Below are 15,301 nucleotides of genomic sequence, written 5' to 3'. Positions count from 1 at the left end.
CCCATGACCACTGCACCCGATCTGATCGCGATCGACGACCTCTTCGGCCCGCCCGCTGCGGTCGGTGCCCGAATCTCTCCGCAAGGCAACCGAATCGCCTTCCTCGCACCGTGGAGGAACAGGCTCAACGTCTGGGTGCAGGACATCGCCCCGGATCTCTCCGCGGTGGGTGATGCCCGATGCGTGAGCGCTGACGAGACCCGCAGCGTCATGAACTTCCAGTGGACCGATGACCCCCGGTGGCTGCTGTACCTGCAGGACAGCGGAGGCGACGAGAACCACCACGTGTTCCGTGTCGATCTCGACGATCCCCGCAGTCCCGCTGTCGATCTCACACCGTTCCCCGGCGCTCGGGCGATCGAACTCCTGCCCGTGCGCGGGAGTGCAGGCAGCTACACGGTGATGCTCAACGCGCGGAACCCTGCCGAGTTCGACCTCCACAGGATCGACATCGCGACGGGTGAGATCACCATGATCGGACGCAGCGCCGGGACGGACCGGTTGCTCATGCTCGCGGAGGGCGACACGGTCGTCGAGCAGGAGATGACCGACGACGGCAACCTGGTCCTGTCCCGAGTCGCTCCGTCGGGAACACGGAACCCGATCGTGTCGATCGACGCGACGGACTACCCGATCGGGATCACCCCGACTCAGATGACCCCGGACGGTACAGGCTTGTGGATGGGCTCGACCCGCGGCCGCGATCTGACGCACCTCGTGCGCGTCGACCTCGACACCGGCGAGGAGACCGTCGTCGACTCGCACCCGACGTTGGAACTCGACGCAGCCCGCCGCGCTGTCGAACAGACATCGTCGCCCTTGATCTGCGACGCCGAGACCGGCGGCCTGCTCGGGGTGCGATACCTGGGCGAGCGCCAGGAGATCCGGGTCCTCGACGAGCGCTTCGGAGAGGTTTTGGCAGCACTCGAACTGCTCTCGGACGGCGATGTCGGCGAACTGTCCTCGGACCGGAGCGGACTGCGCTGGACCGTCAGTTTCGTGCACGATCGGGATCCCGCCGTCACCTATCTCTACGACCACACCACGGGTGCGAGCCGCCAGTTGTTCCGTCCGTATCCGCATCTCGAGCCGACCGCGATGGCGCCGATGGAACCGGTGACCATCGAGGCGCGCGACGGGCGTGCGCTGCCGTCCTTCCTGACGTTGCCTCTCGGCGTCGACCCGACCGCGCTGCCGATGGTGCTGTTCGTCCACGGCGGCCCCTGGTATCGCGACTCGTGGGGTTTCGATCCCGCCGTGCAGATGCTCGCCAACCGCGGATATGCGGTGCTGCAGGTCAACTTCCGCGGTTCCACCGGCTACGGGAAGGCTCACACCAACGCCGCGGTGGGGGAACTCGCGGGCGCGATGCACGACGACCTGGTCGACGCGGTGGAGTGGGCCGTACAGCAGGGGTACGCCGATCGTGAGCGCGTCGCGATCATGGGCGGCTCGTACGGCGGGTACGCCGCGTTGGTCGGCGCGACCTTCACCCCCGACGTGTTCACCGCGGCGGTCGATCTGGTCGGCATCTCGGACCTCGCCAACTTCATGAGGACACAACCGTCCTTTCTCCGGGCCAGCCTGGTCAACAACTGGTACCGGTTCGTCGGCGACCCGAGTGACCCGGAGCAGGAAGCGGACATGCTCGCGCGGTCCCCGATCAGCCGTCTCGACGCGTCCACGGCGCCCCTGCTCATCGCGCAGGGAGCCAACGACCCTCGTGTCACCAGAGCCGAGTCCGACAACGTCGTCGCCACCCTCCGCTCGTGTGGGGTCCACGTCGACTACCTCGTCTTCGACGACGAAGGACACGGGTTCGTCAACCCCGAGAACACCATCGCGTTCTACCGCGAGGTCGAGCGGTTCCTCGCCCAGCACCTGGGTGGGCGCGAGCATTCCGCGAGTCCCTCGTCCGTCCACGCACCGAGCGGGTCGCTGTCGTGAGCCGCAGGACGGCAGGAGTCACCGTGGCAGTCACTGCGCTGGTGCTCGCCGGGTGTGCGCAACCGCGGACCGAGCCGGATCTGAGCAGTGTTCACGACCAGGACGTGGCCTTCGAATCGTGCGACGGGTACGCGGTGACATCGGCTGATGCCACTGCGTTCGCCGCCGACCCGACCTTCGAGTGCGCTCACGTGACCGTGCCGTTGGACTACGACGATCCCGACGGTCGGACGGCGCAGATCGCCCTGCTGAAGGCACCCGCGCGGGGTGAGCGAATCGGGTCACTGCTGCTCAATCCGGGTGGGCCCGGTGGGCCGGGAATGAGCATGGCCGCCGCGGGTGCGACGACCTTGGCGGACAGTCGCGTGACCGAACACTTCGACCTGATCGGCTTCGATCCTCGCGGGGTCGGTGCGTCGACACCGGCGATCGACTGTTTCACCGATGCCGAGAACGACGCCGGCGAGGCGTACACCACGGTGCTGACCGGCTCGAGAACGCTGACGGAGGACGACTCGCGTCGCCTGGTCGAACGCTGCGCCGAGCGCTCGGGCGGCGACGACGTCCTCTCGGCGGTCGGAACTCGAGATGCCGCGCGGGACATGGACATTCTGCGAGAGGTGCTCGGCGACGAGAAACTGAGCTACCTCGGTCAGAGTTACGGAACGAGACTGGGAGCGGTGTACGCCGAGATGTTCCCTCAGAACGTGCGCGCCATGGTCCTGGACGGCGCCATCGACCCCGCTCAGAGCACGGCCGACCGCAGAGTCGACCAGTTCACCGGCTTCCAGCGCTCGTTCGACGAGATGGCCGCGTCCTGTGCGGCGTCTCCGGACTGTCCGCTGGGCCCCGATCCGAGCAGGGCGGTCGAGAGGTTCCAGGACATCGTCAGGCCTCTCGTCGAGAATCCCATCGTCACCGAGAGCGGTCGGCGCCTCGACTTCGACGCTGCATACGGAGCGGTGGTCGCGGGACTCTACGACTCGACGGTGTGGCCTGTCATCATCCGAGGGATAGCCGAGGTCCCTGCGGGACAGGGAGACACGTTGCTGAAGATCCTCGACGTGTTCGGCGGCCGCGACGAGGACGGCACCCACCCCAACTTCAGCGAAGCGCTCTACGCCGTCAATTGCATGGACGAGGACCGCAACACACCGGAGGAGGAAGTCGAGCTCAAACGGAGAATTCAGGAGATCGCGCCGTTCACGGACGCGGGACTCGGTCCGGAGGGGGCTCGTGATCCGTGCGAGTTCTGGCCGGCCGAGCCGACACTCGGAATTCCCTACGCACAGGATGTCGAGGGCGTTCCCGACACTCTGACGATCTCGATCACGGGTGATCCGTCCACGCCCTACGAAGGGGGTGTGAACCTCGCGGACACTCTGGGCGGAACGCTGCTCCCCGTGGACGGCGAGCAGCACACCGTCGCGATCTCCGGTGCGAATGCCTGTGTGAACGACATCGTGGCCGACTATCTGGTCGAGTTGACCACACCTCCGGAAGGGGCTCGCTGCTCCCTCTGAGCGTTCGCTCACGCGGTGCGTGCGAGGTGAAGTCGCAAGCGCAGCACGGCGTCTCGTACCCGGGTCTTGACGGTGGCATGAGGCACGCCGAGTAGTTCGGCCGCCTCGCGGCAGGACAGGCCCTGGAAGTAGACCAGGTCGACAGCGCTCCTCTGCAGACTGGTCAGTTCGATCAGCGCCTTCGTCAGCAGATCGTTGTCGGCGTTCGTCCACACCGCTTCCCAGACGCCGTCGTGATCGCGATCGAAGTGCGATGCGGTGTATGTCGTGTCCCGCCTCGCTGACGCCGTGTCGGAGCGCGAACGGTCGATCGCTCGTCGGCGCGCGAGAGTCGCCAACCAGGCATGTGGTGTTCCTCGGTCGGAGTCGAACGTTCCGGCCGAGGTCCACACCTGAAAATACGTCTCCTGAGCCGTGTCCTCGGCGCGCGCACGGTCTCCGAGAACTCGCAACGCTGCTGCGAACACCACGGGTCGAGTGACCAGCATCAGTTCGACCATCGCGCGGTCGTCCCCGGAGGCGATCAGGCCGAGCAGGACACCGCATCGGTCGCGAAGGTCTCGGTCCAGCGCAGCGGCCTTCGCCTCGGTCGCTGCACGATCGGACCGATCGACATCGAGAAATGGTGGGCGCGCTCGTCGCGGAGATGCGTACTCCGCCGTGGTCATGGGCTGATTCTGCATCATGCGGGCCCCGACGCTCGCATGAACGGACACCGCGTATCTCGCGTCGTGCGCCGTGCGGTCCGTTTCCTGAGCAGCGGGCGACCAGGAGTTCGTGAATCGCGCCAGTCTCGGTGTCAGGAAGTGTTCGAGGGTCGGTAACCCGTGAGAAGCGCCGTGAGATCGGATGTGTCGTTGCTCTCCCGGGTTCCCGTCCGACTCCGACTGATCGGCGTCGGGTGACTCACGGATGGTCGACAGGCCGGGGCAGTGTCCCGTGTCGGATCAACTGGTCGTAGATGCCCTCGAACATCGTCGACATCTCCTGCACCTGAGGGGGAGTGAGGGCATCGAAGAAGACGGACCGCACGAAGTCGATGTGTCGCGGCGAGACATCGGCGAGGGTGTCGTTACCTCTGTCGGACAGTGCAACTCGGGTCACTCGACGGTCGTCGGGGTCGGTCGCCAGGGTCACGAGTCCCCGTGCGCTCAGGCTGCGGAGCTGATGCGAGACCCTGCTGCGCTCGGAGCCGATACGGGTGGCGAGGTCGGACACCGAGAGCGTGCGCTCGGGATCGCTGACCAGCGCCACCAGTACGTCGTAGTCGGCCAGGGAGATGCCGTGATCGCCGCGCAGCTGGTGATCCATCTCGTAGCGCAGCCGCAGGTGCACCTTCATGTAGGCGTACCAGGCCCGTGTCTCCTCCTCGCCGAGAAAGGCGTAAGGAGACTCGGATGCCACGTCGTACTCGGTCATCGTCCTGTTGTACCCGGCCGACGACGGACGGCCCGCATCGAGGCGGCCACCGACCTCAGGTGAGGATGACGGTGTAGACCTGTGCCAGGAGGCCGTCGCGAACGATGCCGACATCGGCTCCGCGGACGACGGGATCGGAGCCCTCGGGTCCGAGTGCCCACGCCAGGTAGCCGGCGTCCTGCATGAGGTGAACGCTGCCGTCCGCGGTGAACACGAATCCCGGTGCGTCGTCGAGGATCGCCTGCACCTTGGCATCGAGTGCGTCGTGGCCCTGCACCCGAGCCTCGGCATCGGAGAAGACGACGTCCTCCGTGTACGTCCGAGCGATGGCGGCCCGCCTCGCCGCGGGGTCCCGTTCGCCGAAGACCTGCAGGAGGTTGGCGTGCATCAGCTGCTCGATCGACTCTGCCATCGCTGGGCTCCAGTTCCATATGGGTGAAGGTTCACCCAAATTAGGCGCGGCCGGTCTCCACGTCAACCGCGTCGCGAGAGGGTGGCGCCACAATGGAACGGGTCAATGGACCGTCCGTGGGGGATCTGCCATTCATGCCCGAGTCGACCTCCGGTGATGGATCCTGATCGTGGAGATCGAGAGTGTGGTGTGACCTGCCGGGTCACCCTCGCGGTCAGAGCTGAGTCGGGCGATGAACTATGCGGAAATGTCCACCGATCTGTTGCAGGAACGGTACGAGCGGCTGGTGACGGACCGCCGTTCCGCCATTGCCCGCGACGCGCCACCGGACGACGTCGTGTCGGTCTCCAACGAGTGCACCCGGGTGCGCCGCGAGTTGGACCGTCGCGCCCGTCGAGTTCTGTGATCGACGAAACCCGTGGGCTCGATCTTCCGCCCCCTGCGGCGGTGCTGAGAGACGATGGGGGTGTGCTCGACGACGATCGAATTCCCCGTGATCCCCCGACCCCCGACGTCCCGACGCGGTTGCGGCGCGCCGGAGCCGGCGGAGTCGCCACGGTGGAGAAGACCCTCGCCGTGCTCGAGGTGGTGGCCGATCGCGGCGGCGCCACCGCCAAGGAGGTCTCCGAGGTGCTGGGCTTCCCGCTGCCCACGACCTACCGTCTGCTGCAGGTACTCGTCGGTTGCGACTACCTCGTTCATCTCCGAGCGCGACAGCGGTTCGAGCTGGGATACAAGTTGGCTCGTCTCGGTGTCAGCCTGCATCGCCAGGTCGGCGTGCCTGTGCCGGTGCGGCAGCGTATCTCGAAGCTGCACGAGACACTGGGGACGGCAAGCTACTTCGCCGTCTACCGCGGGTCCGACGTTGTGGTGGCGCATGTCGCCGACTGCGCCACCCACCCCCGCATCACGCCGCTGAACTTCGGTTTCCACGAGGCCGGGCACGCGACTGCCTTCGGCAAGATCCTGCTCGCTGCGATGTCGCGCGAGGACGCAGCCGAATATCTCGACACCCATGGCACCGAACGGCTCACGTCCACGACCATCACCGACCGCGACGAACTGGAACACCACCTCGCCGAGGTGTCCCGTCGTGGGGTGGCATGGGAGCGTGAGGAATTCGTTCCGACGAAAGCGTGCGCTGCAGTGGCCGTCCATGATGCGTCGGGTGCGGTCATGGGAGCCGTGGCCATCAGCACCCCCGATCGGGAAGTGGACCGTCGACGTGCGGCCGAGGTGGAGCACGCGTTGCGGTCCGCGGCTAACGAGATCAGCCGGTGGTTGCGCACCGGCTGACCTCGTCCGCGTCAGGAGAACTGGATGCCACCGTCCACGAGCATCGTCTGGCCCGTGACGTAATCGGAATCCGGAGATGCCATGAAGCTCACGAGCTTCGCCACATCGTCGGGCACCGATACTCGGCCCAGCAGGATCGACTGGGCGTTCTCGGCGAGCGCCTCGCCCTTCTGCTGGCCGTGCTTCGCGGCGAGCTTCTCGTCGATGAGATCCCACATCGCCGTGCCGACGATGCCGGGGCCGTAGGCATTGACGGTGATGCCGTGTTCGGCCCACTCCATGGCCGCGGCCTGGGTGAGACCGCGTACGGCCCACTTCGTCGCCGAGTAGGGGCCGAGAAGTGCGAAGGGTCGGAACGCGACGATCGAGGCCGCGCCGATGATCTTGCCGCCGCCTCCCTGCGCGATGAACTGGTTGGCCGCGGCTCGGTAGGAATTGAAGACGCCTTTGACGTTGACGTCGAAGATCTTGTCGAAGTCGGCGCTGTCGTACTTCAGCAGCTCCTCGACCTGGGCGATTCCGGCATTCGCGACGAAGACGTCGAGGCGCCCGCCCGCGTCCACCGCGGAACGCACCAACGATTCGACCGAGGATTCGTCCACGACGTCGACCGCGGCGCCCGTGGCCATACCGCCGGCACCGACGATCGTTTCGACGGTCTCGTCGACACCGTCCTTCGAACCAGGCAGGTCGGCGACGATGACGTGAAGACCGTCTCGGCCCAGGCGTTCGGCGATACTCTTGCCGATTCCTCGGGCTGCTCCGGTGACGACGGCGACGCGTGGGTTCTGGCTCATGGAGACCTCCGTGACTCGGTGAATGATTCTCATCCAGATCACACCTGCACGGTCTGGGGCGTCCAGGGTCGTTATCGCGGAGTGAGAACGGGGACGTTTGAATGATTCGTCCGCGGACACGCCGCACTCATGACCGATCCACACGACGAACCCACACTCGACGACGTCCTGGTTCCCACGGAGGACGCGCACCCGGACCGCCGGGCTCACGCAAGACACCGAGCCATCTCGACGACGACGAGCTCGAGCAGAGAACGCAGCACGAGCGAGACGAAGTGCAGGACTGACGGGGCGCCTCAGCGCCCGAGGAAATGCGGATCGCGCCCGATGAATCCGAGAAGCCTCGTCTGATCGTCGGCGTCGTCGGGTACTGCGACAGCCGGCCCGTACTGGCCGGACGACCGCATGAGCTCCTCGATCGGCCGCATGCCGTCGACCAGTTCGGCGCAGTAGTCGGCGTCGAGTGAGAGATCCTGCCCGCCGGCCGCGGCGAGGTCCCACGAGTGCATGAAGACGTCGGGTACGTAGAACTGGCCGACCGCCGCGGGAAGTGGCATCTCGCCGATCATCGGATGGTGGAACGGGGTCGCGGCGTCCGGCCCGTCCAGCACTCTCTGCACGGCGTCGCTGTGGACACGCCAGGCATCGACCGGGTCCTCGAGTGGTGAGCGCCCACGATCGAGTTCCAGCCCGGTGGCCGTCGCCAGAAACGCCGGGAACCAGTCGACGAGGTGCGCCACCACATCCCGTGCGGTCCAACCGTCCACGGGCGCCGGGGCATCCCAGGCCGACGTGGACTCGACGAGCGTGGTGAAGGTCGCGGCGACGGCGCGGTGACGGTCGGCGGTCTCGCGCGGCAGTGTCATGCGCGCACTGTGCACCGTCGTCGCCCTCACGTCAATCGTTCGCGAGCGAGTCCGAGCCGAGCAGGGTGCCCGTGTCGGCGGGCGCTCGGATCGTTGCGTCACCGGTCTCCCCGCGCACAGGATGCGACCCGAATTCTGTCTGTGCCGCTGCGCTGTTCGACGGTGACGGGTCATTGATATCGAGCCCCGGTGAACTCGAACGGCGGGTGAGTCGACGTCGGCGTGAACAACGTGGATACGACGTGGATCAGGCGACGGCGCCGTGCGGTCCGGCGGTCGTCAGCCGAATTCGGGTGTCGGTCCGAAGTGGGGAAGTCTCGTCGACAGTGATTGCCGAGCCGTCGACTGTTCCGGGCGACCGTGCGCGATGAGCCCGAGTTCTGCGATGTGTGAATCGAAGGCATCGCGACCGACCCGGGTCAGCTCGACCCACGTCACCAGTCGCGAGTCCCCGCGGGAGAGTGATGTCGTCTTCTTCGTCGACACGTAGCCCTCGTCCGACAGAGCTCGGAGATGTTTGGACAGAGACGCATCGCTGATCTCGAGGGTGTCGCGGATGATGGCGAAATCGATCTCGTCGACTCGGCGTAGAAGCCCGCAGATGCGCAGCCGGACCGGTGCGTGGATGACGGCATCGAATCGTGGTTCGGGGCCCCGATCCTCGGTCACGACCGTGGTCCGGAGTGCGGTCGGCCGGACGGGCGTCGGACGTCGTCTGCGTGCAGATGGCGTCGGTACTCGCGGTCGAACAGGCGGCCGCCGAACAGCACGAGCACGAAACACAGCGCCTGTGGCACGAGGACCCACCACGCGGACAGAGATGCCACCAGACCGTAGGAGACACTCAACGATCCGAGCACGGTCACCAGGAGCCCACCGAGAACAGACCACCCGACGGCACCCACGCCTGACGGGCGTACCCCCGTCAGGCGGGGATAGAGCACCGTCGTCACGATCGCGGCCGCGACCAGAACGGACGTCGACACCGAACGCACGTGGCCGTCGGGCAGCGACGGTGTACCGACGTACAGGGCGGTCAGTGCCGCGAAGGCCGGATAGAACCACGTCGGCGCCGCGAGACGGTCGGCGAGAACGATTCGGTCGGCATGGATCTCACTCAGCAGGGCGCGAGCATCGTCTGGCGACCGATGGCTTTCCATGACGGAAACACTAACACTTTCCGTGCTGGAAAGTGTTACGTTCGACGGGCCATGCAGTCCACTCGAGGAGGGTCATGAAGAAGCATCCCATCAGCACTCGCGCCGTCGTCGTCACCGGCGCCCTGACGGCAGTCGTCACGGCGGGTGGCACCGTGAACGCCGGTGCGCAACCGATGTACTTCTCACCGGAGCAGCGCATCCACACCCTCGCCGAGGTTCCCCAGTGCCTCGCGGGAACGGTCGATGTCAGAGTGACCAGCGGCTACACCCCTGACGAGATTCACGCTGACTTCACGACCCATCTGTACAGCCCCGCGTGGGTGGGGCTGGCCGACTACGAGTGCTACGTGACCATGTACGCGGACTGGCACAATCACGACACCGGCGCCAGCGGTACCGCCGAACACCGAGTGGCGAGCTGGCGTTTCCAGGGCCCCAACGTGACCAACCCCTATCTCGACATCGACACGGGTGCAGGCCCGGTCACCGTCACGTTCAGGACGAACACCCCGCACACGCCGAGCCCCACTTTCGAGGTGCCGGCCCGATGACGGCGATGCGGACGTTCGTCGCTCCGATCGCTGCACTGTGTGCGTCGGCTCTGGTGGGGTGTTCCGGCGGGGATTCCGCGACGGATGCGCCGGCTGCTGGGACCACGGTGGCCACGTCGACGGTGGAGTCGACCACCGCGACACCGGCGGTGAAGTCGACCACCGCGACACCGGCGTCGGAGGAGTCCACTGCCACCCCACCGGAGCAAACTCCGGAGGAAGCGGCCGATCTCGTGCCCGGGGGTGCGCCCTTCCAGCCGTCCGGCAACGAGGCAGGCAACGTCGATCCCGCGGTGTTCCTGACCGAACCCGGGAAGTACAACTTCACGTCGCCGATGGGAAACCTGCACTGCGGTATCTGGGCGTCGGACGGTCCAGAGGGACGAGTGGGATGCCAGGCCGAGGACGGCCGAAACCCAGTCGAGGGTGCGCAGTGTTCGAACGCGGCCAACGACAAGGTGGCAATTCGTGTCACCGGTGCGGGTTCGGGGAGCTTCTGCACGACGCAGGGCATCTACGTCGATCAGAACGCTCTGGTGCTCGACGTCGGCCAGGTGCTCTCTGTCGACGGGGTGGTGTGCAAGTCCGGGCCGGACGACATCATCGCCTGCACCGCACCCACGGGCGGGTTCACGTTCTCCCGCGACATCAACTACACGTACTGACCGACGTCAGGGAACGAGGTTGCCGATCTTGGCGGAGATGGTCGAGGTGAGAACCTTCGCGACGACGAGAGCCAGGCCGGGAACCGGAGCGTCGAATCCGATGGTGTAGTCGAGAGCGGTGCCGCCGTCGGTCGTCGGGGTCAGGCGCTGGGTGCCCCAGTGTCCGCGCAGCGGTGAGCCCTTGGTGATCTTGTACTCGATGAGGGTGTTCGGTTCGGAGACGATCGTCGTCTCGTGGAAGGCGGGCAGCGGGCCGAGCTTCAGTGCGCGCGTGGAGCCGACACCGTTGCGCGAGCTGTCTCCGTCACGAACACGCGTGATCTTCGCTCCGAACAGGGGGCCGAGGTTCTCGTGCTCCGACAGGGCTGCGAACACGACATCCGGTGCGGACGTGAACGTGTGGGTGACGTGGACGCGCGTGGGTGCTGCCATCAGAGGGACTCCTGTTCGATGCGGGACCCGATCATGTCAGCACCGGTGCAGCTGTTCCGAGCCGGGAGGCGCCGACGGTCTCGTAGGGTGACGCGGTGTCCTCGAACGAGATGCCTGCGGGTCCCTCCTGGCCGACGCTTCCGTCCCACAGGTCGTGGCTCGACGGCGAATCCGCCCGGTTGCTCGACTTCGGCCGCACTCTCGATCACCCGTCGGGAGGCGCGGCGTGGCTCGACGACACGGGCGAGCCGGACCTGACGCGGCCGGTGTTCACCTGGATCACCGCGCGCATGGTGCACGTGCAGTACCTCGGTGCGCTGCTCGGGCATCCGGGCTCTCGCCGCAGAGCCGACCGACTGTTCGACGGACTCCTGACGGTGCTGCGCGACGACCGACACGACGGCTGGGTCGAGTCGACCGACGACGCGACCAAGTCGGCCTACACGCACGCCTTCGTCGTTCTCGCGGCGTCGACGGCCACCGCGGCGGGTCACCCTCGCGGACCTGCACTGCTCACCGAGGCACTCGCCGTCGTCGATGCCCGGTTCTGGGACGACCGCAGTGGCATGTGCGTGGACACCTGGAACGCCGACTGGTCGGAACTGGACGACTATCGCGGGATCAACGCGAACATGCACATGGTGGAGGCGATGCTCGCGGCAGTGGACGCCGGCGCCCCCACGGTGTGGCGCGAGCGGGCCGCTCGCATCTGCGACAGCGTCATCGAGTGGTCCGAGGCCAACGACTGGCGCATCCCCGAACACTTCACCACCGAGTGGGAACCGCTGCTGGGGTATAACTCCGACAGTCCGGCCGATCAGTTCAAGCCCTACGGTGCGACGGTCGGTCACGGTTTCGAGTGGTCGCGCCTGATGCTGCAGGTCTCCCTCGTGGCCACCAGCGCGCGCGGCCACGACCACGTGGACGTCGCTCGATCGCTGTATCGGCGCGCCGCTGCCGACGGATGGCAGGAAGGGTCGACGCCCGGCTTCGTCTACACGACCGACTGGACCGGCCGGCCCGTCGTGACCCAGCGATTGCACTGGGTGCTGTGCGAGGCGATCGCCGCCGCCGCGACCCTGCTGCGGTGGACCGGAGAAGGGGAGTACCAGAACGACTATCGCGCGTGGTGGGATCACGCGGCCGACTGCCACATCGACCGAGTGCACGGATCGTGGCACCACGAACTCGACGAGCACAACACCGTGGCGACGAGTGTGTGGGGCGGGAAGCCCGACATCTACCACGCAGCCCAGGCGGTGTGGATCAGTCGGTATCCCACGGGATCGAGCCTTGCGGCGGTGCTGAGCGGCGGCATGCTCGATCCACGGTGACCCGATGCCCGTGCGCGTCGTCGCACGGTTCCCCTACTCGCTCACGCTCGGCGACAGTCGAATCGGAGCGACCGCGATCGATGCCGTGGTGGCAACGACGAGTGCCGTGGATGTGACCTGCCGCAGCGGTCTAGAGCAGGTCCTCTGCGCCGACCACGCTGGGCAGCACGTGCGTCGCAGCGGACAGAGCGGCGGCGTCGAACGACCCACTCAGCACTCCGACGACGAACCCGGCGCCCGCATGGTGGCCTGCCAGAACGTCGTTCGGGGTGTCACCGGCGACGAGCACCCGGCGCGCGTCGACCACGCCGGTCGCCTCCATGCACCGGAAGATCAGATAGGGAGCGGGGCGACTCGCCGGCACCGTGTCGGAGGTGATCACGGCGTCGACCGTGTCTCGGGGGTCGGTACCGACGGTCCACCCCAGCCCGTCCAGGATCGCCTTCGTGATCCCTGACGAATAACCGGTCTGCAGCGCTACTTTCACTCCGCGCTCGCGCAACTGCCGTAGGGCGTCGGGTACACCCGGGACGGGCGACGGGGGAGTCTCCCGGTAGGCCTCGGTCAGTCGTGTCGTGAAGTCGTCGAACACGACGTCCACGTGCCGGTCGTCGGTCGACGCTCCGAGGTTGTCGAGCAGACCGACGATGGCCTCGCGCTTTCCGGTTCCCTTCCATCGGGACAGAAGCTCGTCGGACACGGAACTGTTCGTCGCGTCGGACACGGCCGCGGCGAGCACGGTGTACACCAGCCCGCCCTCGTCCACGGTGGTGCCGGCCATGTCGAGGCAGGCGAGGTCGAACGAGCGGGCGGTCATGAGCTCTCCTTGACGATGCGTAGGTCGTGGGCCGCGCCGTGTGCGGCGGACTGCGTGTTGTCGATGGTGAAGGCGACACGGTCCGGCCGATACCGGTCGTCCGCGTACTCGAGGGGGGTGCCCGAGCTGTCCGTCGCCCGGCGCCGCTCGCGGAGAAGGGGTGCTCCGGGATCGGTGTCGAGATGGGCGGCGTCGACGTCGGTGGCGGACACGGCGTCGATGGTGTGTCGGCCGCCGTGCAGGTCCACCCCCTCGCCGATCAGGTAGGCGTAGATGGACCCGGAATCGGGATCGAAGTCGAACAGTCTGCGGCCGACCGATTCCACGAAACTGGACCGTTCGAGAAGAGCGGGTGCCCCGTCGAGGGTTCGCAGGCGCAGGACGTCGATGACCACGGTGCCGGCATCGAGACCGAGCGCGGCCGCGGCGACGGGTCCGGCGGCCCGGCGTGCCACCTCGAGGGTGCGCTGGCCGGGAACCCTGCCGATGGAGTCGGCCCAGGCGGTGAAGGACATGAACGTCTCGAACGGTTGCGCGACGGCGGTCGCGCACACGACGGGAGGACGACCGCGACCGCCGGCGATGAGCCCCTCGTGGCGGAGTGCGGCGAGGGCGGCACGGACCGTGCCCCGCGACGCGTCGAACAGCGCGCACAGGCGCGCCTCGGACGGGAGCGGCGCACCGACGGGCAACGTTCCGTCGGTGATCTGACCGCGCAGCGCATCGGCGACACGGCCGTGCAGAGGTAGAGACATCGTGCGCACCCTCCGGTGGATCGGGGTATGGGCGACCTGACTGGACAACTGGTCGTACCGATGACGACTATGCCGCATCGCCCACGACTGCGGACCCATGAACTGGATGAACGGTCGGTAAACATGTATGTACAAGTTGCGGGAACTCCTTGACCGAGCCGGGCTCGGGGAGCAACGTCGTCGCCGTGACCGAGACCCGAGAACCATCGACACCTCCACCGTCCCGTGCCGACATCGTCATCGTCGGAGCCGGCATCGTCGGATTGGCGCACGCTGCGGAAGCGGTGCTCCGGGGACTGTCGGTCGTGGTCGTCGAACGAGACGATCGCGCGGTGGGGGCGTCGATCCAGAACTTCGGACACATCTGCACGACGGCACAGGCAGGGGACGCGCTGACCTACGCTCTCGCTGCGCGCGAGAGGTGGCTGACGCTGGGAAGCAAGGCCGGGTTCGGAGTCCGCGAGTGCGGAACGCTCGTGGTGGCTCGCGGGGCGGACGAACTCGCGGTGCTCGAGGAGTTCGTTGCCGAACGCGGGACCGAGCAGGTCGACATGGGTGTCTGCGCCGGGCCCTTCGACCGCCCCGGCGTCACCGGTGCCGCGCGGTTCACTCACGATCTTCGAGTCGATCCTCGTGAAGCGATTCCCGCTCTCGCCTCCTGGCTCGTCGTGGAAGGAGTGCAGTTCCGCTGGGCGACGCACGTCACGGCGATCGAGTCGAGCGGTGCCGGCGCGACCGTACACACTCCACACGGCGAGATCGTGTGCGACGCAGTGGTTCACGCCGTCGGACACGACGTGGATCGACTGTTCCCTAACATCGCGGTGGGCATCGGAATGGAGCGCTGCCGTCTTCAGATGCTGGAGGTGTCCGCACCCGGCGGTGTCGTGATCGAGCCGGCAGTGCTGACCGGCCTGTCCATGCTGAGATACGCCGGACTGTCGGCGATGCCGTCCGCCGCACTCGTTCGGCGACGGATCGCCGAGGACTCGCCCGAACTTCTCGACGTGGTCATGAATCTCATGCTCACCCAACGTCCGGACGGCGCCGTCGTCCTCGGCGACACCCACCACCATGCCCGGACACACAGCCCGTTCGACGACGAGTTCGACGCCGAACTTCTTCTCCGTGAGGGCGCGCGCCTGTTCGGCGCTCCCCTCACCGTCCTGCGGCGGTGGCGGGGTGTCTACGCCAGTAGTCCGGACACCGACTTCCTCACCGCTGCAGCGTTGCCCGCCGTACGCGTGGTGTCCGTGACCTCGGGCATCGGCATGACCACGGCATTCGGCCTGGCGCCGACCGTTCTCGACTCCTTCTGACCCCGTCC

18 protein-coding genes are annotated in these 15,301 nt (G+C 67.0%); 8 read left to right on the top strand and 10 right to left on the bottom strand.

Annotation, left to right across the window (positions count from 1 at the left end; genetic code table 11):
• Positions 1-3 precede the first annotated feature (3 nt).
• Together HQ308_RS14675 and HQ308_RS14670 are read left to right on the top strand one after the other, a co-directional pair.
• The gene (locus HQ308_RS14675; protein ID WP_222646888.1) at positions 4-1,947 is read left to right on the top strand and encodes a S9 family peptidase; all 1,944 of its coding nucleotides are present in this window, start codon (positions 4-6) and stop codon (positions 1,945-1,947) included.
• 23 nt (positions 1,948-1,970) lie between these two features.
• Positions 1,971-3,470, top strand: coding sequence for an alpha/beta hydrolase (locus tag HQ308_RS14670; protein WP_308115784.1), 1,500 nt, complete (start codon positions 1,971-1,973; stop codon positions 3,468-3,470).
• An 8-nt stretch (positions 3,471-3,478) separates the two neighbouring features.
• On the opposite strand, the gene HQ308_RS14665 is transcribed toward HQ308_RS14670, so the two are convergent.
• The 3 genes from HQ308_RS14665 to HQ308_RS14655 all read right to left on the bottom strand — a co-directional run bounded on the left by HQ308_RS14665 (position 3,479) and on the right by HQ308_RS14655 (position 5,301).
• On the bottom strand, positions 3,479-4,138 hold the full coding sequence (locus tag HQ308_RS14665; protein WP_222646884.1) for a sigma-70 family RNA polymerase sigma factor: 660 nt from the start codon (positions 4,136-4,138) through the stop codon (positions 3,479-3,481).
• A gap of 238 nt (positions 4,139-4,376) precedes the next feature.
• On the bottom strand, positions 4,377-4,889 hold the full coding sequence (locus HQ308_RS14660; protein ID WP_056443434.1) for a MarR family winged helix-turn-helix transcriptional regulator: 513 nt from the start codon (positions 4,887-4,889) through the stop codon (positions 4,377-4,379).
• Positions 4,890-4,944: 55 nt separating this feature from the next.
• Positions 4,945-5,301 (bottom strand): nuclear transport factor 2 family protein, encoded by a 357-nt coding sequence (locus HQ308_RS14655; protein WP_056443437.1) that lies wholly within the window; start codon positions 5,299-5,301, stop codon positions 4,945-4,947.
• Between the two features lie 247 nt (positions 5,302-5,548).
• Here HQ308_RS14655 and HQ308_RS14650 point away from each other — a divergent pair, with 247 nt between their 5' ends.
• The gene (locus tag HQ308_RS14650) at positions 5,549-5,707 is read left to right on the top strand and encodes a hypothetical protein (protein ID WP_197027825.1); all 159 of its coding nucleotides are present in this window, start codon (positions 5,549-5,551) and stop codon (positions 5,705-5,707) included.
• Positions 5,708-5,769: 62 nt separating this feature from the next.
• Entirely contained in the window at positions 5,770-6,597 is an 828-nt protein-coding gene (locus HQ308_RS14645; protein WP_197027824.1) for an IclR family transcriptional regulator, read from the top strand.
• Positions 6,598-6,608: 11 nt separating this feature from the next.
• Here HQ308_RS14645 and HQ308_RS14640 read toward each other — a convergent pair whose 3' ends face one another.
• The 4 genes from HQ308_RS14640 to HQ308_RS14625 all read right to left on the bottom strand — a co-directional run bounded on the left by HQ308_RS14640 (position 6,609) and on the right by HQ308_RS14625 (position 9,420).
• Entirely contained in the window at positions 6,609-7,394 is a 786-nt protein-coding gene (locus HQ308_RS14640) for an SDR family oxidoreductase (protein ID WP_222646882.1), read from the bottom strand.
• A 296-nt stretch (positions 7,395-7,690) separates the two neighbouring features.
• A complete protein-coding gene (locus HQ308_RS14635) occupies positions 7,691-8,260 on the bottom strand; it encodes a maleylpyruvate isomerase N-terminal domain-containing protein (RefSeq protein ID WP_222638919.1) in 570 nt (189 codons plus the stop codon).
• Positions 8,261-8,539: 279 nt separating this feature from the next.
• Positions 8,540-8,929: a transcriptional regulator gene (locus HQ308_RS14630; protein ID WP_222646880.1), complete on the bottom strand. Its 390-nt coding sequence runs from the start codon at positions 8,927-8,929 to the stop codon at positions 8,540-8,542.
• The gene (locus HQ308_RS14625; RefSeq protein ID WP_222646878.1) at positions 8,926-9,420 is read right to left on the bottom strand and encodes a hypothetical protein; all 495 of its coding nucleotides are present in this window, start codon (positions 9,418-9,420) and stop codon (positions 8,926-8,928) included. The genes HQ308_RS14630 and HQ308_RS14625 overlap by 4 nt, the downstream gene beginning before the upstream one ends.
• Positions 9,421-9,494: 74 nt before the next feature.
• On the opposite strand from HQ308_RS14625, the gene HQ308_RS14620 reads away from it, so the two are divergent.
• Positions 9,495-9,971, top strand: coding sequence for a hypothetical protein (locus HQ308_RS14620; protein ID WP_222633205.1), 477 nt, complete (start codon positions 9,495-9,497; stop codon positions 9,969-9,971).
• Entirely contained in the window at positions 9,968-10,636 is a 669-nt protein-coding gene (locus HQ308_RS14615) for a hypothetical protein (RefSeq protein WP_222646876.1), read from the top strand. The genes HQ308_RS14620 and HQ308_RS14615 overlap by 4 nt, the downstream gene beginning before the upstream one ends.
• Positions 10,637-10,642: 6 nt before the next feature.
• On the opposite strand, the gene HQ308_RS14610 is transcribed toward HQ308_RS14615, so the two are convergent.
• On the bottom strand, positions 10,643-11,068 hold the full coding sequence (locus tag HQ308_RS14610) for an SRPBCC family protein (RefSeq protein WP_037186314.1): 426 nt from the start codon (positions 11,066-11,068) through the stop codon (positions 10,643-10,645).
• A 95-nt stretch (positions 11,069-11,163) separates the two neighbouring features.
• Between HQ308_RS14610 and HQ308_RS14605 the strand changes: the two genes are divergently transcribed.
• Positions 11,164-12,402: an AGE family epimerase/isomerase gene (locus tag HQ308_RS14605; RefSeq protein WP_222646874.1), complete on the top strand. Its 1,239-nt coding sequence runs from the start codon at positions 11,164-11,166 to the stop codon at positions 12,400-12,402.
• A 130-nt stretch (positions 12,403-12,532) separates the two neighbouring features.
• On the opposite strand, the gene HQ308_RS14600 is transcribed toward HQ308_RS14605, so the two are convergent.
• Entirely contained in the window at positions 12,533-13,219 is a 687-nt protein-coding gene (locus HQ308_RS14600; protein ID WP_222646872.1) for a phosphonatase-like hydrolase, read from the bottom strand.
• Entirely contained in the window at positions 13,216-13,974 is a 759-nt protein-coding gene (locus tag HQ308_RS14595; RefSeq protein WP_222646870.1) for a GntR family transcriptional regulator, read from the bottom strand. The genes HQ308_RS14600 and HQ308_RS14595 overlap by 4 nt, the downstream gene beginning before the upstream one ends.
• Positions 13,975-14,159: 185 nt before the next feature.
• Between HQ308_RS14595 and HQ308_RS14590 the strand changes: the two genes are divergently transcribed.
• Positions 14,160-15,293, top strand: coding sequence for a TIGR03364 family FAD-dependent oxidoreductase (locus HQ308_RS14590; RefSeq protein WP_222646868.1), 1,134 nt, complete (start codon positions 14,160-14,162; stop codon positions 15,291-15,293).
• Positions 15,294-15,301 lie beyond the last annotated feature (8 nt).

Origin of the sequence: Rhodococcus sp. BP-241 (genome assembly GCF_019836145.1) — a bacterium.
Taxonomy (GTDB): domain Bacteria; phylum Actinomycetota; class Actinomycetes; order Mycobacteriales; family Mycobacteriaceae; genus Rhodococcoides.
This window is presented reverse-complemented; position numbering and strand designations above follow the sequence as displayed.